We start from the raw sequence: 25,573 nt of genomic DNA on the forward strand, positions 1-25,573 counted from the left end.
CTTACCACTGGCGCTTGTCCGGACGGGCGAGGCCGAGTTTTTCGATCCGGTAGCGCAACATGTCACGGCTCAGACCCAGCAGGCGGGCCGATTTGGTGACGTTCCAGTCGGTCTTGTCGAGCATCTTGCGCACCATGTCGCGCTCCACTTCCGGCAGGTTCATGGAGTCGCTGCCGCTGAAGGACGGACGCGGTTCGCTGAAGTGTGACGGCTCGTGATGAAACATCGGTGGCTCATCCATCAGGCTCAGGCAGACGTTCAACTGATGGGCGGCGATAGTGTCGCTTTGCGCCAGCAACACGGTTTGCTCCAGCATGTTGCGCAATTCGCGCACGTTGCCCGGCCAGCTATAGCTGAGCAGCAATTCTTCGGCCTGGTTGCTGAAATGCAGGTTCGGCTTGCCGTAGCGTTTGCCATGTAGCCCCAGGAAGTGCCGGGCCAGCAGCAGGATATCGGCGCCACGGGTATACAGTCGCGGCACCTTGATGGAAATGATGCGCAGGCGGAAGAACAGGTCACGACGGAATTTGCCTTGCTGGACCATCTGTTCGAGATTGCAGTTGGTGGCGCTGATCACCCTCAGGTCGACCTTGCGCTCCTTCACTGAACCGACCCGGCGAATGGTCCGGTCTTCCAGTAGTTTCAGCAGCTTGGCTTGCAGCAGCAAGTCCATCTCACCGATTTCATCGAGGAACAGCGTGCCGCCATCGGCCGCTTCCACCAGCCCCATGCGACGATCCTTGGCGTCGGTGAAGGCGCCCTTCTCGTGGCCGAACAGTTCCGACTCCACCAGATTGGACGGGATCGAAGCACAGTTGAATTCAATGAATGGGCCTTTGGCGCGCGGGCCATCGAAGTGCAAGGCCCGGGCCACCAGTTCCTTGCCGGTGCCCGTCTCGCCTTCCACCAGCACCGGCGGCAGATCGCTGTTGGCCATGCGCCGTTCGGCGTCGAGCAACTGGGTGATGGTGCCCTTGAGGTACGCCATCGGTGCCGACTCGCCAATCAGTGCCTGCACTCCCGACTTCTGGGCCTCGCGCTCCTGGTAAAACGACAGCGTACGCTCCATGCGGTCGGTGGCCAGGGCCTTGTCCAGCAGCAACTTGAGCTCTGGCAGGGCCACCGGTTTGGTGACGTAGTGAAAGGCGCCCTCTTTCATCGCCACCACGGCGTCTTCGACATTGCCGTAGCCGGTCATCATGATCACTTTCAGATCCGGCGCGCTGATGCGCAGCTTCTGGATCAGGTCGTGACCACTCATGCCCGGCAACGAGTTGTCGGTCAGTACCACGTCAGGCGCGAAAGAACCCAATTGCTCCAGCGCATCTTCAGCCGAGTGGCAGACGGTCACCTCGAAGTCCTTGCGCTCCAGGTAAGTCTGAATATTCTCGGCGAGGATTTCGTCATCCTCGACCAGCAGAATGCTGTGCTCCATATACCCCTCCCGTTGCCACTTTGAAATTGAGACAAACACGGGTTCCTTCCTGCTCCCGGCTGGTCAGTTCGACCGAGCCGTCAAAACGCTCCATTATTCGTTTGACCAGGGCCAGGCCCACACCCAACCCACCTTGTTTGGTGGTAAAAAACGGCTTGAAGACCATTTGCTGCTGTTGTTTGGACATGCCCTTGCCGGTGTCGGTCAATGTCATTCTCACGTCGCCGGACACCGAGGAATCGATCTCGATCGTCAGCACGCCACCCTTGGGCATGGCTTCCAGTGCATTAGCAAACAGGCTATTGAGTATTTGCGTGAGCAGCACCTGCTGGCTGACGACCGGTGGCACGCTGACAGGGGAGAAACGCACTTCAACGTCCGAACGCTTGATCAGGGACTCAAAGGCACTCAGGGTGTCTTCGAGGGCCAGCACCAGGTCGACCGTTTCACAGTCGTCATTCATCGGCCGCAACGACACCAGCAATTCACGGACCCAGCGCGACATGCGGTCAACCTGACTGATGATGTCGCCGATGTTTTTCTGTGCGGTCTGGCTGGCGATGTCCTGGGCCAGTTCGGCGCTGGAACGGATATTGGCCAGCGGGTTGCGCAAGCTGTGGGCGACCGCCGAGGACATCTCGCCAAGGGCGACAAAGGTCTCGTTGGCGATCAGTTGTTTCTGCTGGCTCTGCAACAGCGTCGCCGCGCGTCGCACGATCCAGAACAGCCCCAGATAAATGGCTGCCCCGCCGATCAGCGTGGCCAGCCAGATTGCCTTGAAGCCACGCTGGATGCGCGCCACCAGATCCACCGGCTCCTTGTAGATTTCCACCATGGCAATCACTTTGCTTCTGTCGGCGTTGAACATCGGAATGTAGTTCTCGACGAACAGGTACTCCGGTTCGCGCAGCAAGCGCTGCTCGGGACGCTCCTCATCGATTTCGTGGTAACTGGTGGACACCGGCGATTTCATTTCGAAGGATTCGTCCAGCTCAAAGTCGCCTTCGATACGCACGCCGATCAACTCGGGGTTGGTCGACCAGACCACGGTGCGGTCCAGGGAGTACACCGTCGCCAGCAGGATGTCCGGCAGATGCTTCACATGGTCAAGAAACTCAACGCGCGCGGCGGCCCGGGATACGGGGTTGACGTCGGGGTAGGCATCGTCCATGCGCGGGTCGAGCATTTCACCCATGGTTCGCCCCGGGGCAATGCCGGCATGCCGGATTTCGGCCTCGCCAATGGACTGGATGAACTGCGCGGTCAGCATCGAATCACGCTCGATACTTTCATCGACAACAAAGCGGGTGGAGATGTAACCCAGCCCCAGCGCCACCACAGCGATGATCAGAAAGCTCGCCAGGGAGAACCAGCGCAGCAAATTGAACTGCGGTCGCCACCCCTTGCGTTGTGCTGCCGGATTCTGCGGCGCAGCTACTTTTTGTTGTTCGAGTATCTGCATGGCTGTGTCCTGGTGCTTGAAATCGAGCCTGTTCAGCCGCTTTCAGGATCAGTGTAGGTGGCATTGATAGCCACCGACTGGCCCGCGTATTTTTTTTGACACTATTGCACCCGGGGTGTCTCGGGGTGCGCGACCGAATGATGTTGTTCAGGCTCTTCGTTACCACTGGCCAATGGCGCCGCTGGCGGATGTTGACGGTCGGTTTCTTCTTTCAGGAAATCGATGAGGGACTGGGCGGAACGCGCATCCAGCCGCAAGTTGGGCATCGAGATCCTGTTGTAGCGCTCGAACAGCTCCATCGCAATCGGGTCCTTTTCCGCGAGCATGCGGTCAGGTTCGCGGATCCAGCGGTTGAGCCAGGCCGGATCGCGCTGATAGGTCACGCCGATCAGGTCCGGGCCGATGCTGCGCAGGCCGATGCCCTGCCCGTCCAGCGGACCGAGGCTGTGGCAAGACGCGCAGCGGGTGCGAAACAGCTCTTCGCCATTGCTCGGCGGACGGATTTCGGGGGCCTCGACGTAGCTTTCCTCCACACTGGGCTGTTTCCAGTTATGCAGGGTATTGGCCAGTTGGTCGGCCAGAATCCACGGGTTTTCGAACGGCGATGCTTTCATCCAGCGGCCCGTTGCCTGGTTGCCGACGATCAGGCTCAGGTTGTGGTCCTTGTTGCGCCCGTTATCGACGCCTTCGATGAACAGCCCCAGTTTTTTGCGCAGGTCGGTGACGTCGGCGAATTCCCCGGTGAGGAATTTCCACCCGGGCCCGACCTGGAAGCGTTGCGCATAGGCCTTGAGCACCTCGGGGGTATCACTCAAGGGGTCAATGCTGATGGAGTAGAAGAAGATGTCTTTGCCGACCCGATCCCCCAGCAGTTTCTGCACCTGGCGCATGCGCGCGGTTTCCAGGGGGCAGGAGTCACTGCACGAGGTGAAGATGAAGTTGATCACCACCACCTTGTCTTTGATCAAGTCATCGAAAAAACGCAGCTGCTGTCCGTCCTGGTCGGTCAGCAGGGTGTTGGGGAAATAGTCGGCACCCCACGGGGTGACGGCTTCAACGACAGCGGGTTCGGCAGTGGATGCCGGAGCAGGTGCAGGCGTCGACGTCGGCTGGCTGGCGACCAGCAACTGGCTGGCCAGCAAACCGGTCACCAGCATCAGCACCAGGTGCATGCCCAGGGCTCGCGAGCGTGGTGAATGCATCTCTTTTTTTTCCATCACCAGCCGCCTCGATGTGGTGAAGGGGGGTTATGGTGGTTTTGCAAGGACCTCGCCAATCATGTGTTTTTTTATAAAAACGTACTAACACTCGACAAAACAGTGATTTATCAAAATCAATGTGCAACGACCGGGCAAATGACCGGGGATTAATACCCGTTATTGGGGGTAGATCATCCCCGTTTTCAGGGGGCCAGAACAAAGGACAGGCGCACAGTGGTGCCCTCGCCTTCACTGCTGTCGAGGGTCACCGCACCGCCAAATCGCTCCATGATCCGCTCGACCAGCACCAGCCCGACTCCCAGCCCGCCCTGTTTGGTGGTGAAGAACGGCCGGAAGGCCATAGTGCGCTCTTCTTCGCTCATGCCTTTGCCGGTATCGCTCACCCTCACACTGACGTGCTGGGCATCGCGCGGTTCGATCTGGATGGTCAGGGTGCCGCCGCCGTCCATGGCTTCCACCGCATTGGACAGCAGGCTGCTGAGGAGCTGGGTCAGTTGTACGTGCTGGCTCAGCACCATGGGCGTCTGGTCCGGCTCGAACACCACGTTGACCTTGGCCTTGTTGATCTGATGCTCGTAAGCCATCAGGCTGTCATGCAGGGCCGCCACCAGGTTCACAGGTTCGGCCTCGTCATTGAGCGGTCGCAGGGACTGGAGCAACTCCCGTACCCATTTCGACATGCGATCGACCTGACCAATGATGTCGTTGATGTTCCCGTGTGCCGGACCGCTGTCGAACTCTATCGCCAGCTCGGCGCTTGAACGGATGTTCGCCAACGGATTGCGCAGACTGTGGGCGACCGCCGAGGACACCTCCCCCAGAGCCACAAAGGTTTCGTTGGTGATCAATTGCTTCTGCTGCGTCGCCAGCAGGATCGCCGCCCGCCGCACGATCCAGTACAGCCCCAGGTAAATGAGACCGCCGCCCAGGGCGGTTGCCAGCCAGATCAGCACCAGGCCGCGCTCCATGCGGTTGATCAGGTCCTGGGGTTCCTTGTAGATCTCGACCATCGCCGTGACGGTGCTGCCATCGGCGTCGAACAAGGGAATGTAGTTTTCGATGAAGGCGTATTTGGGTGGTTCCAGGAACTTCTGCTCCATGCGGGATCTATCCACACCGTGGTAAGCGGTCGACACGGAAATTTTCGAGTTGAATGCCCGGTCGAGGTCTTCATTGCCATGGATCGTAATGCCCATCAAGGCCGGGTTGGTCGACCAGATCACCATGCGGTCGGGGGCGTAGATGTTGACCAGAATCACGTCCGGCAAGTTTGCGATATGGTCGAGGAATTCACCACGGGCACTGACACGGGACAGAGGGTCGACGTCAGGAAAGTCCATGTCTTTTCGTGGGTCGAGCAACTCGCCCATGGTCCTGACGTTGGGAATCGACACATGGTGCACCTCGGCCGAGGCAATCGCCTGAATGAATTGTGAGGTCAATAGCGCATCGCGTTGCACGCTTTCGGTAATCACGAAGCGCGTGGATACCGCCCCCAGCGCCACCGCCACCGTGCCGATCACCAGCATGCTGACCAGTGAAAACCAGCGCAGCAGATTGAAGGGCTCCTTGCGCGTGTTCAAGCGAACTTCGCTGTCGGTCGCAAGTACTTTGGCGATTGTGGTCATGGACACGGTTCCCGGAAACCCCCTATAGGTTTATAGCCCAGCCATGGCCGTTTGGCCGAGCCTGGGGACTGCGATACCCCACCCGCCCCGCGACCCCGTCACCCCCAAAGTCGGGGATAGCTGCCCGTGCCATAACTTCCCGGCCTGCCGCCTGCGACCGCACCAACACCTTTACTGCGGGCGTCTCACGGGCGTTTTCGCCGATTGGTATGGAAGTTGCCGAATGCCCTGCCAACTGCCCCATCCCCAAGGGGCAGGTACTTCGACAGAGGGAACACTCATGCACCCGTTACTGTGCAAAACCGCGTCCGCCCTGGTTGTGACTGCTCTAGCCCAAGGTATTGCCCAGGCCGCGCTGTTTGCCGTGGACCCCGGCCCCTACCTGCCAGCCAATGGCAATTTCGCCGCCTGGTATCAAGACAGCCACGGCCGAACCCTTGACCTGTGTTTATCAAAGGCTGTCAGTTCCAGGGTTGCCAGCGCGCCGGGCGCCCCGACTTACATGTGCTCGCTGATCCCTAATCCCGGCATTTTCGATGACACGCAACCGTTGGTCTTCCCGACCAATTTCCCCGACGAAGCGTTCTGGGCAACAGGCGAAACAACCATCGTCGATGCCGCCCGAGGCATCGACCTGACCTATGTCTCGGCGCTCGAAGCAGCCTTCAGTGGTGGGGATCCACTGGAGGGCGACCAGATCAGCTTCGCCCGTATCCGTGTTCGCATCGACGTGGCCACCGCCGGCACTTATGTCATCACCCACCCTTACGGCGTCGAAGTGTTCAACGTCGAGACCCCCGGCCGTCGGGCGATCAACATGACCCGGGACATTGGCATCGGCGCGCCAAAAATCTACAACGGCGCACTCAATGGCGACGTCGGGCCGTTCCTGCGCAGCATCAATGGCCCCTACACCGAGACCAACCCGAGCACGGGCCAGGCCGAACAATTCGTCGGCGATCCGAACCTCACCGAAGCCGTCACCGGCAGCCCGTTCAACACCAACTACGTGCGCATCGAGGGCCCCAATGGCCTGGACTTGCGCACCAACCTCTTCGCTGTTTCCGGCAAGTTGTCGTCGGTGGTCCGTCCGACCCCGGTGATCGCCGAGCGCAGCACCTACTCGCGACAGGCCGGCACCAGCGCCCCGGTGGCCCAGCAGGACGTGTTCGTGATGGCCCCGCCGCCACCCGCCACCGTGACCCTGGACAGCAACAATCCGCTGCTGAACTTCACCGAAGCCAATACCACCGGCCACTGGTATGCACAGTCGCCGAACAATCCGACGTTGCCGAGCACCTTGCAGGTGACCGCCGACAACCACCTGGCCATCGCCAGCAGCGCGCCGACCATATTGCCCATGCCGTTGACCGACCTGGTGACGATCTCACGCGCCGAGTACAGCCTGAGCACCGGGCAAATCACCATCGTGGCTTCGACCAGCGATGAAACGTCGCCACCGGTGCTCACCGCCACCTCCGGCACCGGTATCGCCATCGGCGCCCTGAGTGGTGACGGCGCCGTGAAAAGCCTGGCCACCGGCATCTCGCCGATTCCGCCAGCCCAGGTTCGTGTGTCGTCCGCCAATGGCGGCAGCGATACCGAAGAAGTGGTCATCGTGCAATGAACGCCCACATGCCCGGATCCTCATCAGGAGGCATCATGAACAAATGGCCACGCCTGGCGCTCAACGCCCTGGGACTGACTCTATCGCTGACCGGCAGTGCTTTCGCGCAACTCGCCGCCGTCGATCCCGGTCCTTACACCTTTGCCACCGGGAAATTCCCGATCTGGTATCAGGACAACAATCAACTGTCGATGGAGCTGTGCCAGTCCCGCGCCGCCAGCTCGCGGGTGGCAGCCAGCGTGCCACCGGCCTACATGTGCACCCTGCTGCCGACACCGGGCATTTTCGACGACACCCTGCCAATAGTGTTCCCGGATAACTGGCCAGACGAAGCCTTCTGGTTCCTTGCCGAGACCAGCATCCCCAACAACACCGCCGGCTATGGCATGGACGTCTATGTCGCCGGGATCGAGGCTGCATTTGCCGGTGGCAACCCACTCGATGGCGACCAGATCAGCTTCGCGCGGATTCGTCTGCGGGTGAACATTCCCGTTGCCGGGACCTACACCATTACCCACCCCTATGGCGTGGAAACGGTCAACGTCACCACCACCGGGCGCCGGGCGATCAACATCACCAGGGACGTCGGCATCGGTGCGCCGGGGGTTTTCAGCGGTGCGGTCAACGGTGCGATCGGGCCGTTCCTGCGCAGCGTCAACGGTCCCTACACCGAGGTGAACCCGGACACCGGCGCCATCGAAACCTTCGTCGGCGACCCCAACCTCACCGAAGCCGTGACCGGCAGCCCCAACAACACCAACTTCGTGCGCATCCAGGGTCCGGCCGGGACCATCCAGACCAACCTCTTCACCCTGTCCGGCAAGGTGCTCGACAACCGCGCGCAGACCGCGGTGGACATGACCCGTGCCACTTACCGCCGCATAGCCGGCACGGGCGGCAACACCACCCGGGTCGAAGTGTTTGCCAAAGCCGCCAACGGTTCGACCCTGTGCTTTCGCGAAAGCATCGCTCTGGTCCCCGGCCCGCCTGTGTCACCTTGCCAGACCAACATGGTGAGCGATAACAACGGCGTGTTCTTCGCCCAGAATCTGCTGGCCAACGCAACGGTGCCGCCGGTCGTGGTGGTCACCGCTACCAACCCCGCCGGGACCACCCGCCCGACTGCGGTGTCGAGCAAGCTCTCGGACGTGGTGAAAATCCAGACCGCCCGTTACAGCTGGAGCAATCACAGCCTGCTGATCGAGGCCACTTCCACAGACGAAGTGGTGGTACCGGACATGGTCGCCCAGGGTTACGGGCGGCTGTCGAAAACCGGAATCCTGCAACGCCTGACGGTGGCTGACTTGACCCAACCCCCTGCAAGCGTAACGGTCAAATCCGCTGCCGGCGGCAGTGACATCGAGCCGGTCGTAGTCGTCGGCACCGCTCCGGACACCGGCGCGAACCAGGCACCGATCTCCGTCGCCGATACCGGCAGCACCAGCTTCGGCGTGCCGATCACCCTCAACCTGCTGGCCAACGACAGGGACCCGGACGGCAATACGCCGCTGAGCATTACCGCGCTGACCCAACCGGCCGCCAGCCAGGGCACGGTGGCATTGAGCGGCACTACGGCGGTGGTCTACACCCCTCCTGCTGTCGTCAACGCGCCGTTGACCACGACCTTCACCTACAAGGCCCAGGACGTCAAAGGCCTGGCCTCGACGACAGCGGCAACCGTGAGCATGACCGTGGCGCCTAACCGGCCTCCGGTGGCCGTCGCCGATGCCGTCACGACACTGGGTGTGGCGATTCCAATCAACGTGCTGGCCAACGACACCGATCCGGAAGGCAATGTGCCGCTAGCCGTCGCCGGCTTCACTCAACCGCTGGCAGGTGGCGGCACCGTCAGCAGTAACGGCACGGTGCTCACCTACACCCCACCGGCCACCGTCACCACGGCCTTCACCACGACCTTCACCTACTTTGCCCGGGACAGTTTCGGCGCCCAATCGACGTCGCCAGCCACGGTCACGGTGCAGGTCTCGCCACGGCCTGCTGCGGAAACCTTCGCAGTGACCACCGCAACGGTGAGAGCCCGCTCCAACAACCGCTTCACCTGGGACTTTGCCGGCACCTCATCGGTGACCACCGGCAACACCATCACCATCAAGGTCACCACTCCGACCGGGCTGGTCACCCTGGGCACCACCACCGTACCGGCGAATGGACGCTGGCGGTTGACCGTGAACAACACCACCACGGTCGTTCCGTCGGCGAACCCGACCGCCACGATCACCTCGACCCAAGGCTCCGTGCGCACGGTGCCGGTGATCGCCAACTGAGCCCGCGCTCCATTAGCCACGCTGGTTGATGGGGCCGGCTTCAACCCTATGGAAAACCGCGACCTCGGGTGGGGGGCCGCGGTTTTTTGCCGGGTGCATTGATGGGAGCAATCCAGCGGTAGTCTGGCTGCCATCACTGGAGCGGTGCCCGGACCAGGCTCAATCCCACAGGTATTCAGTACATCTGAAAGATCTCGATCGGCTGGCAGGCCGTCTTCGCGAGCAAGCTCGCTCCCACAGGTACTCAGTACATCTGAAAGATTTCGGTCGGCTGGCAGGCCGCCATCGCGAGCAAGCTCGCTCCCACAGAAGAGCAAAAAGCAGAGCATCCCGCACCACCGCGTCGCTTCTCACCACTCATCAGGCCGAGCGTTAGCTCGCCTGCAGCTTTTGATCTTGATCCACCCGCCCCCTCGGCAGGCTGAGTGGAGGTGTTCATCCGGGGATTGGCGCGCAGCGCCGTTCGACGCAGTCGAACACATCGCATGTAGGTGCCAGCGAAGCCAACCGGAGGGCGATGCCCCCGGATGAATGCCGGAGCGAAGGAACCCCGAGCCTCAGCGAGGGGCCGTACGTAAGGGGCGAGACTTTTTGGTTCCTTTTGTGTCGTTTGACAAAAGGGACTCGCCGTAAGGGCGAAACCATAAGCCGCCGTTACCGCAGCAACGGATATGTACTCAGACCCCCAACCTGATCGACAGCCGCTCGGCCAACGCCTTGGCCTGGCTCGCCACATCGGTGACGGCGGTACTTTCCCACCACATACCGCGCAACGGCGGACCCATGGCAAACAACCGGCTGGCGGGCTGACCCTCGGCGTTCAGAACCGCACCATCGACCTCTGCCGCGATGCCCAAGGCCAGCGGCCCGGGCCGGACCAGGCCTCGGGCGAGCAGTTGCCGGGGCAGCGGTCGCGCGACCCGGCGCCAGTCGTATTCGATACCGCTGGAGTTGATCAGGGCGACACCGCTGACCACACAGGTCTGCGCCTCGCCCCGCCGTCGAAGGCGAATACTCACCTCGCCATTCAGCGATGGCTCGAGGCCCTGGTAAGAGGCTGCGTGAATACGTAACCGCCCTTCTTTATACAAGCGCTCAACCAGCTCGGCACTCAAGGGTGGCGAGCGGTGATGATGGCTTTCCCACCACGGCCGCACATGCCGCACGAACTGCCGACGCTGCACGTCGGTCGCCTGATGCCACAAGCGGCCGATGTGTGCCCGCACCGTGTCCAGCGGCGCCTGCCAGTCGATGCCTTGGGCGATGGCGTCCCGGCAGTGCCGACGCAGTTCGCGCATCAACTGGCGAGGTGTGCGGATGCTCTGATCCTGCGCGAGAAAATCCACCCAGGCCGGTGGCTGGCGACGCACATGGGGCAGCAGCCCATGGCGGGAAAACACTTCGATCGGCCCACGATGCCCGGCCTGTTCCAGGGACACCACGGCATCGACCATGGTCAGGCCCGAGCCGATGATCATGACCGTCGCTTGCGGATCGAGTTGCCGCATGGCCGCCACGTCCCACGGATCGAGAGCGGCCGCATTCAAGCCGCTGGACCGGGTTTGCGGGGTGCGCGCGGCGGGAAACATCCCGGTGGCCAGCACCGCAAAAGCGCCCTGCAAGCATCGGCCGTCGCTCAGGGTCAACCGCACGGCGTCTGCATCGATTTGCAAATCGACCACTTCGGCCTGCACATGCTCGACCGTCGAACCGACCAAGGCGCCCACCGCCTGCGCTTCTGCCAGGCGCTGCCGGGCGTACAGGCCGAAAACGCCCCGAGGCGGAAACAACTCGCTGATCGGCACATGCTGCTGATCCGATTCCGGCCAGCCGCCCGCCTCGATGTACTCGGTCAGCCATTGGGTCAGGTCGTCGGCGTTGTCCGGGTCAACACTCATCCGCGCCGCATTGCCGTTGAGCGTATGACCCAGTTCCACCGCGCTATAGGCTTCACCCCGCCCCAACCCGGCCCGGGGCTCGATCACCAGCACCCGGCGCCGGCCCGGCAAACGCATCAACTGCGCCGCCAACATCGCGCCACTGAGGCCGCCACCGACAATCAGGATGTCGGCGTCATTGTTCAAGGTCTGGCCCATCCATGCACTCCCTGTTCAGATCACCACATTACGCACAAACTTCGCCGCCACCACCCCGTCGTTGCGATAACAGTGTGGCTGGTTGCTGGCGAACATAAAAAATTCACCCGCCGCGATATTTTGTGGCTGGTCGCCGAGCATAACGGTCAGGCACCCTTCGAAGACATAAATCTGCTCGCTCCAGCCATCGGCGTCCGGCTCCGACGGATACACCTCGCCCGGTTGCAGGCACCATTCCCACTGCTCGACTTCGCGGCTGGCCTGGGCCTTGGAAAGCAACACCGCCCTGCTGCCGGGGATCGTGCCGGTCCAGGCCAGCTCATTGATACGGCTGGGATCGCGGGCGTCGGGGGCCTGGATCAAATCACTGAAGGCAACGTCCAGGGCTTCGGCCACCCGGTCGAGGGTGGTCAGGCTGACGTTCTTTTCCCCTGCCTCGATCGCCACCAGCATTCGACGGCTGACACCGGACTTTTCGGCCAGTGCGGTCTGGCTCAGGTCGGCGGCATGACGTAAACGACGGACGTTTTGACTGACGTGCTGGAGGACCGAAGCCCGCTGGGTAGAATCTTTGTGCACTATATTGCTCACTGAGTGGGGTTGGGCAGTATACTGCGCAACATTCGACGCATTGTGCGTCCCCCTCCAGTAGCGTGCAAGGTCATGACGTCGGTGAATTCCCCAAAGGCTTCCTCCCGTTTTACAAGGTTCAGCAAGGCCGAATGCGTGCTGGTACTGATCACGATGGTCTGGGGCGGTACCTTCCTGCTGGTACAGCATGCGATGACCGTCAGCGGCCCGATGTTTTTCGTCGGCCTGCGCTTTGCCGCCGCCGCGAGCATCGTCGCCCTGTTTTCCTGGCGTCACCTGCGCGACCTGACCCTGTTCGAACTCAAGGCCGGGTCGTTTATCGGCGTGGCGATCATGCTCGGCTACGGCTTGCAGACGGTCGGGTTGCAGAGCATTCCCAGCAGCCAATCGGCATTCATTACCGCGCTGTACGTCCCGTTTGTGCCGTTGCTGCAATGGCTGGTGCTGGGGCGGCGTCCGGGGTTGATGCCGAGCATCGGCATCATGCTGGCCTTTACCGGGTTGATGCTGCTGTCCGGGCCGTCAGGTGCGTCGTTCAATTTCAGCCCCGGTGAAATCGCCACCTTGATCAGCGCCGTGGCCATTGCGGCCGAGATCATTCTGATCAGCACCTATGCCGGCCAGGTCGATGTGCGCCGGGTGACGGTGGTGCAACTGGCGGTCACTTCGGTGCTGTCGTTCCTGATGGTGGTGCCGACCAACGAGGCGATTCCGGACTTCTCCTGGTTGCTGTTGTGCAGCGCGCTGGGGCTCGGGGCGGCGAGCGCGGCGATTCAGGTGGCGATGAACTGGGCACAGAAAAGCGTGTCACCGACCCGCGCCACGCTGATCTATGCCGGCGAGCCGGTATGGGCCGGGATTGTCGGGCGCATTGCCGGGGAGCGCTTGCCGGCGATTGCCCTGGTCGGGGCCGGGTTGATTGTGGCGGCGGTGATTGTCAGTGAGTTGAAGACCAAGGGTAAGGCTGCGCCGGCTGAGGAAGAGCTGGAGCGGGAAACACAGTGATAAGTCGCAAACTTTGCATTGCCGGATAGGCCGCCATCGCGAGCAAGCTCGCTCCCACAGTGTCTTGGGTTGAACACAAGATTGTGTGTACACCTTCATACCCTGTGGGAGCGAGCTAGCTCGCGAGAGGCCGGAACTGGCTCCCCGACCTCTCTCTGAAACAATGTGAATCAGGGCGTTTCCGTCTACCGTGTAGGATTCTGCGACAGCTTGGCGTTTGGTGATCCGGGAGCTGGCACGTATGATGCTTCACAAACTTCCGCAGATTAGAAGCCTATGTCCCTGATAGTTCTACTGCTTCTGCCTTTCATAGGCAGCTGTTTGGCGGCCGTGTTGCCGCACAATGCCCGTAACGCCGAATCCCTGCTGGCTGGCCTGATCGCCCTGATCGGCACCGTTCAGGTCGCCTTCCTGTACCCGCAGATCGCCGATGGCGGCGTCATTCGCGAAGAGTTTTCATGGCTGCCCAGCCTGGGCCTGAACTTCGTCCTGCGCATGGACGGTTTCGCCTGGCTGTTCTCCATGCTGGTGCTGGGCATCGGCACCCTGGTTTCGCTGTACGCGCGCTACTACATGTCGCCGAACGATCCGGTGCCGCGATTCTTCGCGTTTTTCCTGGCCTTCATGGGCGCCATGCTCGGGCTGGTGATCTCCGGCAACCTGATCCAGATCGTGTTTTTCTGGGAGCTGACCAGCCTCTTCTCGTTCCTGTTGATTGGCTACTGGCACCATCGCGCCGATGCCCGGCGCGGCGCCTACATGGCGTTGATGGTGACGGGTGCGGGCGGTTTGTGCCTGCTGGCGGGGGTCATGCTGCTCGGCCATGTGGTCGGCAGCTATGACCTGGACAAGGTCCTGGCCGCCGGCGACCTGATTCGCGCCCATGCCCTCTACCCGATTCTATTACCCCTGATCCTGATCGGCGCCTTGAGCAAAAGCGCACAGTTCCCCTTCCATTTCTGGCTGCCCCACGCCATGGCCGCGCCGACGCCCGTGTCGGCGTACCTGCACTCGGCGACCATGGTCAAGGCCGGGGTTTTCCTGCTCGCGCGGCTATGGCCCTCGCTATCGGGCAGTGAAGAATGGTTCTACATCGTCAGTGGCGCCGGCGCCTGCACCCTGTTGCTCGGGGCGTATTGCGCGATGTTCCAGAACGACCTCAAGGGATTGCTGGCCTACTCGACCATCAGCCACCTGGGCCTGATCACCCTGTTGCTTGGCTTGAACAGCCCGCTGGCCGCCGTCGCCGCGGTGTTCCACATCCTCAACCATGCGACGTTCAAGGCCTCGTTGTTCATGGCCGCCGGCATCATCGACCACGAAAGCGGTACCCGCGATATCCGCAAACTCAGCGGCCTGTACAAGCTGATGCCGTTTACCGCCACCCTGGCCATGGTCGCCAGCGCCTCGATGGCCGGCGTGCCGTTGCTCAATGGCTTCCTGTCCAAGGAAATGTTCTTCGCCGAAACCGTCTTCATCAATGCCACGCGCTGGATCGAACTGAGCTTGCCGATCGTGGCAACCATTGCCGGTACCTTCAGTGTGGCTTACTCCCTGCGTTTCACCGTGGATGTGTTTTTCGGCCCGCCCGCGACCGACCTGCCACACACACCCCACGAGCCACCACGCTGGATGCGCGCGCCGGTCGAGTTGCTGGTGTTCGCCTGCCTGCTGGTGGGAATTTTCCCGGCCCAGATAGTCGGCCCGCTGCTCGCGGCGGCGGCGGAACCGGTGGTCGGCGGCACGCTGCCCGAGTACAGCCTGGCCATCTGGCACGGCCTGAACGCACCGATGATTATGAGCCTGATCGCATTGTCCTGCGGCACCCTGCTCTATCTGCTGTTGCGCAATCAATTCAAGCGCGGACGTTTCGATCGTCCGCCCGTCATCGGTCGCCTGGACGGCAAGCACCTGTTCGAATACACGCTGGTCGCCATCATGCGCCTGGCCCGTCGCCTGGAGCCCCGGATTGGCACCAGGCGCCTGCAAATGCAGTTGTTCCTGGTGGTGCTCGCCGCCGTACTGGCCGGGTTGATTCCCATGCTCCACAGCAGTCTTCACTGGGGTGACCGGCCGAAAATCCCGGGGTCGATCGTCTTCGTCACCTTGTGGTTGCTGGCCATCGCCTGCGCCCTTGGCGCGGCCTATCAGGCCAAGTACCACCGTCTCGCGGCCCTGACCATGGTCAGCGTCTGCGGCCTGATGACCTGCGTTACCTTCGTCTGGTTTTCCGCGCCGGACCTGGCCCTGACCCAACTGGCGGTCGAAGTGGTGACCACGGTGCTGATCCTGCTGGGCCTGCGCTGGCTGCCACGACGGATCGAGGAGGTCTCGCCGTTGCCGGGCAGCCTGCGCCGGGCGCGGGTGCGGCGTATCCGCGACTTGCTGCTGTCGACCTCGGTCGGTGTCGGCATGGCGTTGCTGGCCTACGCCATGCTGACGCGCCAGACCCCCAACGATATTTCCTCGTTCTATCTCAGTCGCGCCTTGCCCGAAGGCGGCGGCAGCAACGTGGTCAACGTGATGCTGGTGGACTTCCGTGGTTTCGACACCCTCGGTGAAATCACCGTGCTGGTGGCCGTGGCCCTGACCGTGTTCGCCCTGCTGCGCCGCTTCCGCCCGCCCAAAGAAAGCCTGCAACTGCCGGCCCAGCAACGCTTGCTCGCGCCGGATGTGGTTACCGACCTGGTCAACCCGCGTCACGCCAGCGACACCGCGCTCGGTTTCATGATGGTGCCGGCTGTGCTGGTGCGCCTGCTGTTGCCGGTGGCGCTGGTGGTCTCGTTCTACCTGTTCATGCGCGGGCACAATCAACCGGGCGGCGGTTTTGTCGCCGGGCTGGTGATGTCGGTGGCGTTCATCCTGCAATACATGGTCGCCGGCACGCAGTGGGTTGAGGCGCAAATGAGCCTGCGGCCACTGCGCTGGATGGGTACGGGATTGATGATTGCCACGGCCACGGGCCTGGGCGCGATGGTTGTCGGCTATCCGTTCCTGACCACCCACACCTGGCATTTCTCGTTGCCGCTGCTGGGTGACATTCACCTGGCCAGCGCACTGTTCTTCGACATCGGTGTGTACGGCGTGGTGGTCGGCTCGACCCTGTTGATCCTCACCGCCCTCGCCCACCAATCGGTGCGCGGCCACAAAACCGCCGCCCAGCCCAGATCCGTTGCCGCCAAAGGAGCCGTCTGATGGAAGAAGTCATCGCAATCGCCATCGGCGTACTGGCCGCGTCCGGCGTCTGGCTGATCCTGCGCCCACGGACGTTCCAGGTGGTCATGGGCCTGTGCCTGCTGTCCTACGGGGTCAATCTGTTCATCTTCAGCATGGGCAGCCTGTTCATCGGCAAGGAACCGATCATCAAGGACGGCGTGCCGCAGGACCTGTTGCACTACACCGACCCGCTGCCGCAAGCACTGGTGTTGACGGCGATCGTCATCAGCTTTGCCATGACCGCGCTGTTCCTGGTGGTGCTGCTGGCTTCCCGGGGCCTGACCGGCACCGACCATGTGGATGGCCGGGAGCCCAAAGAATGATGGCGATGACTCACCTGATCGTCGCGCCCATTCTACTGCCGCTGCTGACCGCCGCGATCATGCTGATGCTCGGCGAGAAGCACCGGCCGCTCAAGGCCAGGATCAATCTGTTCTCCAGCCTGCTCGGGCTGGGCATTGCCGTGGCGTTGTTGCAATGGACACAGACCACCGGCGTGCCCGGCTCCATCGGTGTGTACCTGCCGAGCAACTGGCAAGTGCCGTTCGGCCTGGTGTTGGTGGTCGACCGCCTGTCGGCGCTGATGCTGGTGCTGACCGGCATCATCGGCGTCAGTGCCCTGCTGTTCGCCATGGCCCGCTGGGACAGTGCCGGTTCGAGTTTTCACGCGCTGTTCCAGATCCAGTTGATGGGCCTTTACGGCGCATTCCTCACCGCGGACCTGTTCAACCTGTTCGTGTTCTTCGAGGTGCTGCTGGCCGCGTCCTACGGTTTGATGCTCCACGGTTCGGGCCGGGCGCGGGTGTCGTCGGGGCTGCATTACGTCTCGATCAACCTGCTGGCCTCGTCGCTGTTCCTGATTGGCGCGGCACTGATCTATGGGGTCACCGGCACGCTGAACATGGCCGACCTGGCGGTAAAAATCCCGCTGGTGTCCGAAGCTGATCGCGGTTTGCTACACGCTGGCGCGGGGATCCTGGCCATTGCGTTCCTGGCCAAGGCCGGCATGTGGCCGCTGAACTTCTGGCTGGTGCCGGCCTACTCCTCGGCCAGCGCGCCGGTGGCGGCGATGTTCGCGATCATGACCAAGGTCGGCGTGTACACCTTGCTGCGCCTGTGGACGCTGCTGTTCTCCGCCCAGGCCGGGGCATCGGCGTTCTTTGGCGGCGACTGGCTGATCTACGGCGGGATGGCGACCATCGTCTGCGCTGCCATTGCGATCCTCGCCGCGCAACGCCTGGAGCGCATGGCCAGCCTGAGCATCCTGGTGTCGGCGGGTATTCTGTTGTCGACCATCGGCTTCGCCCAGCCGAACCTGGTTGGCGCGGCGCTGTTCTATCTGTTCAGCTCGACCCTGGCGTTGAGCGCCCTGTTCCTGCTGGCCGAGCTGATCGAGCGCTCACGCTCGGCCAACGAAGTCCTGCTCGAAGATGAAGCCGAACTGCTGCCGCGGCCACTGGAATCCCTGTATCCGCCCAAAGGCACCAACCTCGACGACGACCAGAAAGCCGTGGTCGGCCAGGTGATTCCCTGGACCATGGCGTTTCTCGGCCTGAGCTTCATCGCCTGCGCCTTGCTGATCATCGGCATGCCGCCGCTCTCCGGCTTTATCGGCAAACTCGGGTTGATCGGCGCCCTGCTCAATCCGCTAGGCCTGGGCAACAGCGGCGACACACCGGTTTCCAACGCCGCGTGGGGCCTGTTGGTGTTGTTGATCGTGTCTGGGCTGGCATCGCTGATCGCGTTCTCGCGCCTGGGCATCCAGCGTTTCTGGACGCCTGCGGAACGACCATCGCCCCTGTTGCGACGCCTTGAATGCGTACCGATCTTCGCCCTGCTGGGCCTGAGCATTGCGCTGACCTTCAAGGCCGATCCGCTGCTGCGCTACACCCAGGCCGCCGCCGAAGCCCTGTACAACCCGCAGCAATACGTGATGGCGGTGCTCGACACACGCGTCGTACCGAACCCGTCGGCCGTAGTGGCCCCGCAGGAGGTGCAGCCATGAAGCGCCTTTTTCCGGCACCGCTGCTATCGCTGGCCCTGTGGCTGCTGTGGCTGTTGCTGAACCTGTCGATCAGCCCCGGCAACCTGCTGCTGGGTGCCGCGCTGGGATTCTGTGCGCCATTGATGATGCGCAGGCTGCGTCCGCTGCCGGTGCGCATCCGTCGTCCCTGGGTAATCCTGCGCCTGATCCTGGTGGTCGGGCGCGATGTGCTGGTGTCCAACCTCGCCGTGGCCTGGAGCGTGCTCAGTGCCGGTCGCCGCCCGCCTCGCTCGCAATTCATCAAGGTACCGCTGGACTTGCGTGACGCCAACGGCCTGGCCGCGCTGTCGATGATCACCACGGTGGTGCCCGGTACAGTCTGGTCGGAGCTGGCGCTGGACCGCAGCATTCTGCTGTTGCACGTCTTCGACCTGGACGATGAGGCGCTGTTCATCCAGCACTTCAAGGCGACCTACGAACGTCCGCTGATGGAGATTTTCGAATGAGCCCCTTGCTGTCGAACGCGATCCTGCTGAGCCTGTTCTTCTTTTCCCTGGCGATGATCCTGACCCTGATCCGCCTGTTCAAGGGGCCGTCGGCCCAGGATCGGGTTCTGGCGCTGGACTACCTGTACATCGTCGCGATGCTGATGATGCTGGCGCTGGGTATACGTTATGCCAGTGACACCTACTTCGAGGCGGCGTTGCTGATCGCACTGTTCGGTTTCGTCGGCTCGTTCGCCCTGGCGAAATTCCTGCTGCGTGGCGAGGTGATCGAATGAATACGCCATTGTCGTTGTGGGTGGAGATCCCGGTGGCGATCCTGCTGGTGCTCGGCAGTCTGTTTGCCTTGATCGGCGCCACGGGCCTGCTGCGCATGAAGGACTACTTCCAGCGCATGCACCCACCGGCCCTGGCCTCGACGCTCGGGACCTGGTGCGTGGCGCTGGCTTCGATCATCTATTTTTCGGCGCTCAAGTCCGCGCCGGTATTGCACGCCTGGCTGATTCCGATCCTGCTGGCGATTACCGTGCCGGTGACCACCTTGCTGTTGGCCCGGGCGGCGCTGTTTCGTAAACGCATGGCCGGGGATGATGTGCCGGCTGAGGTGAGCAGCCGGCGGACGGAGAGCGGTAGTTAGACCAAGGATTTGTGTTGCCTCATCGCGAGCAAGCTCGCTCCCACAGGGTTCAGCGCAATCCCTGTGGGAGCGAGCTTGCTCGCGATGAGGCCAGTATTTTCACTACAGAAACGTGGCTTGATCAGACCCAGGCCACCGCCAACAACCCCGCCCCCAGCACCACACACAACGGCGAGTAAACCCAGGTGTCGAGCCGGGCAAATTTCGAGCCTTTGACCTCTTTGAAAAAACCAACCAGATCCGAATCGCCAATGGCCCGGGCAAACAGCAAAATCGCAATCGCACTGAGCACCCACTGCAACGACCAGTGATGCAAGGGTGGCAGGCACCAACCCACCCGCAAGCACACCAACACGGCAATCAACAGCAACAGCCCGGCCACCACCAGCGTGATCCAGCCTCGCGGTTTAAACGCCGGTCGCAGTTGCGCGCTGCCCGCCTGCGGTACTTGCGGGACCGCCGCCACCGCCGCCCACTCGCCACCCAACGCCCAATACACATGCACCAGACTGATCGCGGCGAAGATCGTCACCAGCGATTGAGCCAACACCAGGGTCATGGTTCAGAGATCCTTGAAAGGGAAATGAACTGAACATTGTAGGAGCTACCGCAGGCTGCGATGTTTTGATTTTGCATTTCCATGACAAAGATCAAAAGATCCCGACCTGCGGCAGCGCCTACAGGGCGGCGGAGACTTTATCCGCCACGTCCTTGGGCAACCAGGCCCGCCAGACGTCCGGATGGGCCTTCATGAACGCCTCTGCCGCCTGGCGCGGCGGTGTATGTTTCTCGCTCATCTCGGCTAGGGCCTTGTTCAGCGGGTCGATCGGAAAGTCGACCTTGGCAAAGAACTCGGCAATCTGCGGATATTGCTTCTGGAAGGGGGTGGACACACCGATCGACAACTTGGAGGCCAGTGAACGGGTCGGCTTGGGATTGGGGTTGTCGGCGTCGGTCAGGGTCTTCCAGGCTTCGGCGTCGAATGGTGGCTCTTCGAGTTGAATCAGCTTGAAGCGGCCGAGCAACGGCGTGGGCGACCAGTAGTAAAACAGTACCGGCTTGCCACGATGAATGGACGAACTGATCTCCGCATCCAGTGCCGCCCCCGAACCGCTGCGGAAGTTCACGTAGCTGTCGTCCAGCCCATACGCCTTGAGCTTCTGCTTGTTGACCACTTCCGAGGTCCAGCCGATAGGGCTGTTGAGGAAACGCCCCTTGGTCGGGGCTTCCGGATCCTTGAACACATCTTTGTAACGCGGCAGGTCGCTGACACTGCGCAGGTCCGGCGCCAGCGGCTTGATGCCCTTGGCCGGGTCGCCCTTGATCACATATTCCGGCACCCACCAGCCTTCGGTAGCCCCCTTGACCGTATCGCCGAGGCTGACGACCTTGCCTTCGGCTTCCGCCTTGACCCACACCGGGCTGCGACCGGCCCACTCTTCGCCAATGACCTGGATGTCATTGTTGGCCAGCGCGGTTTCCAGGGTGATGGTGGTGCCCGGCAACGTATCGGTCGGCAGCCCGTAGCCCTTCTCGACAATAATGCGCAGGACATCGGTAATCAGGCTGCCGCTTTCCCAGTTCAGGTCGGCAAAGTGGATCGGCGCCTGGGCGGCAGACACCGGGGCGGGCGTCGCCAGCAAACCGAAAGTGGCCAGGACCGCAGCCAGCAACCGTCGAAATCCGTTCATGCTTTTGCACCTCGTGCTGTTCACAGCAATAGCAGGGTGGCCTGGCAGCAGACCGCGAAGCCTCTGAATACTCAGTTCATTGACTGTAGTAGAGGTTCCCGTTTTCGAGGTGCGTGGATCAGTTTTCGGAAATTTCCTGCAAACGCATCAGCTCTCGCCTGACCATGCTGGCGTATTCCGCCGGTTGCAGTTGGTAAAGCTGTGACGCCACCCAATTCAGCCAGGCTCCCTGCAGAATGGTCTTCTGCCCGAACAGCCGCCGTGCTTCGTCTTGAGCACTGGCCAGGTTCTGTTCGTGGAAATCGGCGCGGGTCAGGGTCATCACTCGCTGGCCTTGAAGGTCACCAGCTCGCCCTTGCGCCACTTGGCCGCTTTGGCGGTCACGGCCTTGAGGGTCTTGGTCAGGCCTTCCTGCAACTGTTGATGGGCAGCGAACACCATCACCACGCTGTGACCTTCCTTGAACACGATCCCCTGACCGTCGGCCGTGGTCACGAAGGCGTAATCGCCTATTCCGTAGACCGTCAGCTTGATGTCGCGGAACTTGATGTCCAGCTTGCCACCTTCACGGCTGGGCAGCACGGACGCGCTGAAATGATCGCCGACCTTGAGCTTGAGTCCGGGCTTGTCGTCCACAACCAGGGCTGACTCGGTATCGATTTCGGCAATGTAAATGCCTTCTGCGTTCTGTTCGGTGATGTAAACGAAACGTGACTGAAACTGCTTGACCAGCTTTGCACGCAAATCACCCAGCACGAACAAAGCATGCATATCGAGATTACTTACTGCCAAGGAAACATCCCCACATCTGAATAATGGTGCCGTGCGCGAAAAATGAACGCACAGCCAAAAAAGCGGCAATGCCGAAGGTGTAGCCAAAGAACCCGGGTTGAGGTCCTGAATGAGCAGTGCACTCATTCATCACGAAGCTTGAGAAGACTACTGGAACGTCACTCACGTCGTCCTGACTGGCGTTCGTCACAGGTTGAAGGAAAACACCCTTCCTGCTGCCAGAAAATTATGGACTATCAACTTCGGGGAAAAATCTCATCAAGAAAAAAACTTTTCCTACATATCGTCCGCAAAAAATTGCTTTAGATAAACGTCATTCACCCACCAGTGAGGGTGATTCTAGAGCAGCGATGCTCTTGGAGACTAGCCAAAACGACGTACATACGTCGGTAAACAATGAAAAGGACTTCATATGTGCACGCTGACCCACTTTGCCTATCCCTTGGTGCCTGACTCGAAAACAGCACCAACCCCGCACCCGACACGGTTCTGCATCCATGAACCAGCTCCCGATGCCTCGACCCGCCCGCGATTTCAAGTGGTAATGGCGGGCATTGCCTTCTTTCACATCAAGGATATTTCTACAGGCTGCGTAAGAGGTTTCCGAGCCAATCATAACGAAGCCTGTGCCCTCGCCCGGTTTCTTGAATCACACGGTTGACTAGCCCACCGCACTCGCTTCCATCGACGTTTCGTCTGCCCGTCGACTTATCTCAGCCGTCGACGGGCAACTACTGCCATACTGCCCGCCCAATAAAACGGATCCGCAGAAAATCGGGTGCGTTGACAACAACAATGTATTTCCAAGGGAAGTCGGCAACGTGACGGAATTTGATATCGGCGAGTTTTTTATCCGGGGTGAAGCCAGAGAAGTCGAGGGTGAGTTCCAGGCCGTGATTGTCATGCGGGCCAAACCACCGCTCAAGACCGTGACGTATCACCAGGTCGAAAAGGATCGCTGGTTCAAAACCCCGGATGTCGCCGCCATCGCGGCCCAGGAATCGGCCAGGGAACTCAAGGCCGCGGTCGATGCGGGCGCATTGAAAGCCTGATGGTCGGGTTGGCGGTCTATGCTCATTGTTGCACTTGAATATTGCGATCGAACTCCACCGGTGCGGCGCCCTCGAATCCAGGGTGCGCCTCGTCCCTCGACCCGACCGATGACCTGCAAGGAGATGAAGATGGAATCACCGACACATGACTTGAAAGGCCTGTTCGACCAACTCGGCCTGGACTCCAGCCAGAAAGCGATCGACGACTTCATTGCCGGCCATTCCCTGCCTGACGACAAGAAACTCATCGACGCCGAGTTCTGGTCACCGCAACAGGCCGGCTTCCTCAAGGAACAATTGCGCGAAGACGCTGACTGGGCGCGGGTGGTCGACGACCTGAACCTGCGCATGCACCAGACCCACTGACAACTTCAATGCAGGCTGCCAGGACTTTCGGCGCTCAATTGCGCCAGCCAGGCAGCCTTGCACTCCTCCGCTTCGTCGCGACTGGAGAACGCCGTGCCCCGGCGCTCGCCATTGAGCAACACTACCCAGCAAACCTTGCGTCCCATGGAACGAAGACTGGCAGGTACTCCGCTGCCGATCATGACCGCGACATCAACTTTGCCTTGCATGCTGCCCCCGAACTTCATTAGCAACCTAATTAGTAGGTATGTTAATTAGTTTCCCAGCGAGGAAACAGCAAAATCCTGCACAGGTTAATTGCAGAACTTGCAACAATCACCCGGCAGCACGGCGTTTCTAGCGCGGTTTTTCCGGTTTGTAACCCAGGCGCAAACCACCCCAATGCCGGCCCTTGAGCATGATCGGCACCGAAAGATCGTGCATCAACTCTCCGGTATCACGGGTATAGGTTTGCAGCAGCACGGCCTTCTGATGGCTGCCGCAGCGGATCCCGGTGCGGTCAGCGAATTTGCGTTTGGTCCGGTTCTGCAAGGCATCGACCTGCGCGTCCCCCGTCAGCGGCTGGCTGAACACCTTGTTATGGGTCGGCACATAACCCTGTTGGGTGCAGGCGATGGCGAACACCAATCCTTCGTGACGCGGTAACAACGGTTCTTGAATCGCTGGCAAAACCTGATCGGTGTAACGGTCGAAACGCGTCTGGTACTTGGCCGGACTGGTGTCGGGGATGACCTGGTAATTACGGTCGAACAGATCGTCGAGACTGATTCGACCGGCATCGATATCCGCTTCGAAACGCGCTGCAATCTGGCTCGCGGCGTCTCGGGCCAGGTCATAGATCCGCTGGTGATAGTCATCCAACCCCACTTCGGCAAGACGCTCACTGATGGTTTCGGCTTGCCCTTCCATTTGCACCGCCGCATGGGCCAGGCGCTGAGTCTGCTGGTCGCTGACCACCAGATCGCTGCGCATCTGTTCGATGGCGTGAAACAGGCTGTCGAGTTGTTCGCGGTTGGTGTCTGCCCCTTGGGCGATCTCCCCGACCTGGGACTCGACACTGGCCGCGAGACGGGCAATGTTCTCCAGATGTTGCCCCGTCCGCTCTACCTGCTCCACACCGGAGTCAAGGTCGCTGGACAGCTGGCGGATCTGCTCCACCACCTGCGCCGTGCGATGCTGGATGTCGGCCACCATCTCGCCCACCTCCCCCGTGGCGGTCGCCGTGCGTGCGGCGAGCCCGCGAACCTCGTCGGCCACCACTGCAAACCCGCGACCGTGCTCCCCTGCCCGCGCCGCTTCTATCGCAGCGTTCAATGCCAGCAGATTGGTCTGGCTGGCGATGGATTGAATCACCAGGGTCACTCGCTGGATATCGTCGCTGCGCAGGCTCAAGGCTTCGATCAGTTCACGGCTGTTGCTGGCGCGCTGGCTGAGCTGATGCATGCGCGAAATGGACTCGATCAATTCCGTACGCCCGACCACTCCGCTTTGATGAGCCTCGCTGGCGGCACTGAGCGCCTGGCGACTGAGGGTCGAGGTGGCCTGTTCGGTGGTGATCATGACCTCGGCATTGCTGACGATCTGTGCCGCCGACGTGAGCTGCGATTGCAGTTTGTCCGCCAGTTGCCGAACCGAAAACGCCACACCGGCGGCCGACAGTGCGTTATGGCTGGTGGTGCAGGAAAGATCGCGAGTCAACGCGCCGATGGCATCGGGGTTGTCGGGGCAAGCCGCCTGCGGGGTCGCGCGCGAACGCAAACGAGGCAGCCAGATAATCAATATGGCCAGGGGCAGGCCAAGGTAGAGCGACCCGTCGCCCAGTGTCATACCACTTAACAACAGCATCAGGGCGATGCTTTGCAGCGTTGGCGTCAGCCAGCGGTTTTTCGGCAACAGCACCGGTGCGGGCACTGCCGCAACCAGAGACCCGTCTTGCGTCATCATCGTCACCCCGTAAAGCTTCTAATTGTTGTCTTCGCATTA

Annotated in this window: 24 protein-coding genes; 12 read left to right on the forward strand and 12 right to left on the reverse strand. The window is 61.4% G+C overall.

Going from position 1 to position 25,573, the window contains the following annotated elements; all coding sequences use genetic code 11:
- Position 1: 1 nt before the first annotated feature.
- From ABIE16_RS16230 to ABIE16_RS16245, 4 genes are all read right to left on the reverse strand, one after another.
- Positions 2-1,435: a sigma-54-dependent transcriptional regulator gene (locus ABIE16_RS16230; protein WP_090456413.1), complete on the reverse strand. Its 1,434-nt coding sequence runs from the start codon at positions 1,433-1,435 to the stop codon at positions 2-4.
- The gene (locus ABIE16_RS16235) at positions 1,404-2,897 is read right to left on the reverse strand and encodes a sensor histidine kinase (RefSeq protein ID WP_090456415.1); all 1,494 of its coding nucleotides are present in this window, start codon (positions 2,895-2,897) and stop codon (positions 1,404-1,406) included. The genes ABIE16_RS16230 and ABIE16_RS16235 overlap by 32 nt, the downstream gene beginning before the upstream one ends.
- 101 nt (positions 2,898-2,998) lie before the next feature.
- Positions 2,999-4,099: an SCO family protein gene (locus tag ABIE16_RS16240; protein ID WP_371318472.1), complete on the reverse strand. Its 1,101-nt coding sequence runs from the start codon at positions 4,097-4,099 to the stop codon at positions 2,999-3,001.
- A 200-nt stretch (positions 4,100-4,299) separates the two neighbouring features.
- On the reverse strand, positions 4,300-5,745 hold the full coding sequence (locus ABIE16_RS16245) for a sensor histidine kinase (protein ID WP_090456418.1): 1,446 nt from the start codon (positions 5,743-5,745) through the stop codon (positions 4,300-4,302).
- Positions 5,746-6,025: 280 nt separating this feature from the next.
- Here ABIE16_RS16245 and ABIE16_RS16250 point away from each other — a divergent pair, with 280 nt between their 5' ends.
- Together ABIE16_RS16250 and ABIE16_RS16255 are read left to right on the forward strand one after the other, a co-directional pair.
- A complete protein-coding gene (locus ABIE16_RS16250; RefSeq protein ID WP_429521544.1) occupies positions 6,026-7,372 on the forward strand; it encodes a hypothetical protein in 1,347 nt (448 codons plus the stop codon).
- Between the two features lie 35 nt (positions 7,373-7,407).
- Entirely contained in the window at positions 7,408-9,657 is a 2,250-nt protein-coding gene (locus tag ABIE16_RS16255) for an Ig-like domain-containing protein (RefSeq protein WP_429521545.1), read from the forward strand.
- A gap of 677 nt (positions 9,658-10,334) precedes the next feature.
- On the opposite strand, the gene ABIE16_RS16260 is transcribed toward ABIE16_RS16255, so the two are convergent.
- Together ABIE16_RS16260 and ABIE16_RS16265 are read right to left on the reverse strand one after the other, a co-directional pair.
- Positions 10,335-11,753, reverse strand: coding sequence for an FAD/NAD(P)-binding protein (locus ABIE16_RS16260; protein ID WP_429521546.1), 1,419 nt, complete (start codon positions 11,751-11,753; stop codon positions 10,335-10,337).
- A 15-nt stretch (positions 11,754-11,768) separates the two neighbouring features.
- Positions 11,769-12,332, reverse strand: coding sequence for a helix-turn-helix domain-containing protein (locus ABIE16_RS16265; RefSeq protein ID WP_429521547.1), 564 nt, complete (start codon positions 12,330-12,332; stop codon positions 11,769-11,771).
- An 84-nt stretch (positions 12,333-12,416) separates the two neighbouring features.
- Here ABIE16_RS16265 and ABIE16_RS16270 point away from each other — a divergent pair, with 84 nt between their 5' ends.
- From ABIE16_RS16270 to ABIE16_RS16300, 7 genes are all read left to right on the forward strand, one after another.
- Positions 12,417-13,349 carry a DMT family transporter gene (locus tag ABIE16_RS16270; protein WP_340313845.1) on the forward strand — a complete coding sequence of 311 codons (933 nt, stop codon included), beginning with the start codon at positions 12,417-12,419 and terminating at the stop codon, positions 13,347-13,349.
- Between the two features lie 276 nt (positions 13,350-13,625).
- Positions 13,626-16,544, forward strand: a complete 2,919-nt coding sequence (locus tag ABIE16_RS16275; RefSeq protein ID WP_429521548.1) for a monovalent cation/H+ antiporter subunit A — start codon at positions 13,626-13,628, stop codon at positions 16,542-16,544.
- A complete protein-coding gene (locus ABIE16_RS16280; protein WP_007986256.1) occupies positions 16,544-16,888 on the forward strand; it encodes a Na+/H+ antiporter subunit C in 345 nt (114 codons plus the stop codon). The genes ABIE16_RS16275 and ABIE16_RS16280 overlap by 1 nt, the downstream gene beginning before the upstream one ends.
- Positions 16,885-18,570, forward strand: coding sequence for a monovalent cation/H+ antiporter subunit D (locus ABIE16_RS16285; protein WP_429521549.1), 1,686 nt, complete (start codon positions 16,885-16,887; stop codon positions 18,568-18,570). Before ABIE16_RS16280 ends, ABIE16_RS16285 begins: the two co-directional genes overlap by 4 nt.
- Positions 18,567-19,055, forward strand: a complete 489-nt coding sequence (locus tag ABIE16_RS16290; RefSeq protein WP_429521550.1) for a Na+/H+ antiporter subunit E — start codon at positions 18,567-18,569, stop codon at positions 19,053-19,055. Before ABIE16_RS16285 ends, ABIE16_RS16290 begins: the two co-directional genes overlap by 4 nt.
- Positions 19,052-19,330, forward strand: a complete 279-nt coding sequence (locus ABIE16_RS16295; protein ID WP_007986253.1) for a K+/H+ antiporter subunit F — start codon at positions 19,052-19,054, stop codon at positions 19,328-19,330. The genes ABIE16_RS16290 and ABIE16_RS16295 overlap by 4 nt, the downstream gene beginning before the upstream one ends.
- On the forward strand, positions 19,327-19,689 hold the full coding sequence (locus ABIE16_RS16300; RefSeq protein ID WP_090456437.1) for a Na+/H+ antiporter subunit G: 363 nt from the start codon (positions 19,327-19,329) through the stop codon (positions 19,687-19,689). The genes ABIE16_RS16295 and ABIE16_RS16300 overlap by 4 nt, the downstream gene beginning before the upstream one ends.
- Before the next feature lie 121 nt (positions 19,690-19,810).
- On the opposite strand, the gene ABIE16_RS16305 is transcribed toward ABIE16_RS16300, so the two are convergent.
- From ABIE16_RS16305 to ABIE16_RS16320, 4 genes are all read right to left on the reverse strand, one after another.
- Complete coding sequence (locus ABIE16_RS16305; protein WP_090456439.1) at positions 19,811-20,248, reverse strand: DUF3995 domain-containing protein; 438 nt, start codon at positions 20,246-20,248, stop codon at positions 19,811-19,813.
- Positions 20,249-20,366: 118 nt separating this feature from the next.
- Positions 20,367-21,380, reverse strand: a complete 1,014-nt coding sequence (locus tag ABIE16_RS16310) for an ABC transporter substrate-binding protein (protein ID WP_090456440.1) — start codon at positions 21,378-21,380, stop codon at positions 20,367-20,369.
- Between the two features lie 118 nt (positions 21,381-21,498).
- Positions 21,499-21,702: a hypothetical protein gene (locus ABIE16_RS16315; RefSeq protein ID WP_429521551.1), complete on the reverse strand. Its 204-nt coding sequence runs from the start codon at positions 21,700-21,702 to the stop codon at positions 21,499-21,501.
- On the reverse strand, positions 21,702-22,172 hold the full coding sequence (locus ABIE16_RS16320; RefSeq protein WP_007986246.1) for a hypothetical protein: 471 nt from the start codon (positions 22,170-22,172) through the stop codon (positions 21,702-21,704). Before ABIE16_RS16320 ends, ABIE16_RS16315 begins: the two co-directional genes overlap by 1 nt.
- Positions 22,173-22,584: 412 nt before the next feature.
- Here ABIE16_RS16320 and ABIE16_RS16325 point away from each other — a divergent pair, with 412 nt between their 5' ends.
- The 3 genes from ABIE16_RS16325 (at position 22,585) to ABIE16_RS16335 (ending at position 23,590) form a co-directional block, all read left to right on the forward strand.
- The gene (locus ABIE16_RS16325) at positions 22,585-22,833 is read left to right on the forward strand and encodes a hypothetical protein (RefSeq protein ID WP_429521552.1); all 249 of its coding nucleotides are present in this window, start codon (positions 22,585-22,587) and stop codon (positions 22,831-22,833) included.
- Between the two features lie 160 nt (positions 22,834-22,993).
- The gene (locus ABIE16_RS16330) at positions 22,994-23,224 is read left to right on the forward strand and encodes a hypothetical protein (RefSeq protein ID WP_007973761.1); all 231 of its coding nucleotides are present in this window, start codon (positions 22,994-22,996) and stop codon (positions 23,222-23,224) included.
- Between the two features lie 129 nt (positions 23,225-23,353).
- Positions 23,354-23,590, forward strand: coding sequence for a DUF2789 domain-containing protein (locus ABIE16_RS16335; RefSeq protein ID WP_007973758.1), 237 nt, complete (start codon positions 23,354-23,356; stop codon positions 23,588-23,590).
- A 5-nt stretch (positions 23,591-23,595) separates the two neighbouring features.
- On the opposite strand, the gene ABIE16_RS16340 is transcribed toward ABIE16_RS16335, so the two are convergent.
- Positions 23,596-23,799 (reverse strand): hypothetical protein, encoded by a 204-nt coding sequence (locus ABIE16_RS16340; RefSeq protein ID WP_150815150.1) that lies wholly within the window; start codon positions 23,797-23,799, stop codon positions 23,596-23,598.
- 127 nt (positions 23,800-23,926) lie between these two features.
- Complete coding sequence (locus ABIE16_RS16345; protein ID WP_429521553.1) at positions 23,927-25,534, reverse strand: methyl-accepting chemotaxis protein; 1,608 nt, start codon at positions 25,532-25,534, stop codon at positions 23,927-23,929.
- Positions 25,535-25,573: the final 39 nt, after the last annotated feature.

This window comes from Pseudomonas sp. 2725 (assembly GCF_050434585.1).
GTDB classification, from domain to species: domain Bacteria; phylum Pseudomonadota; class Gammaproteobacteria; order Pseudomonadales; family Pseudomonadaceae; genus Aquipseudomonas; species Aquipseudomonas jessenii.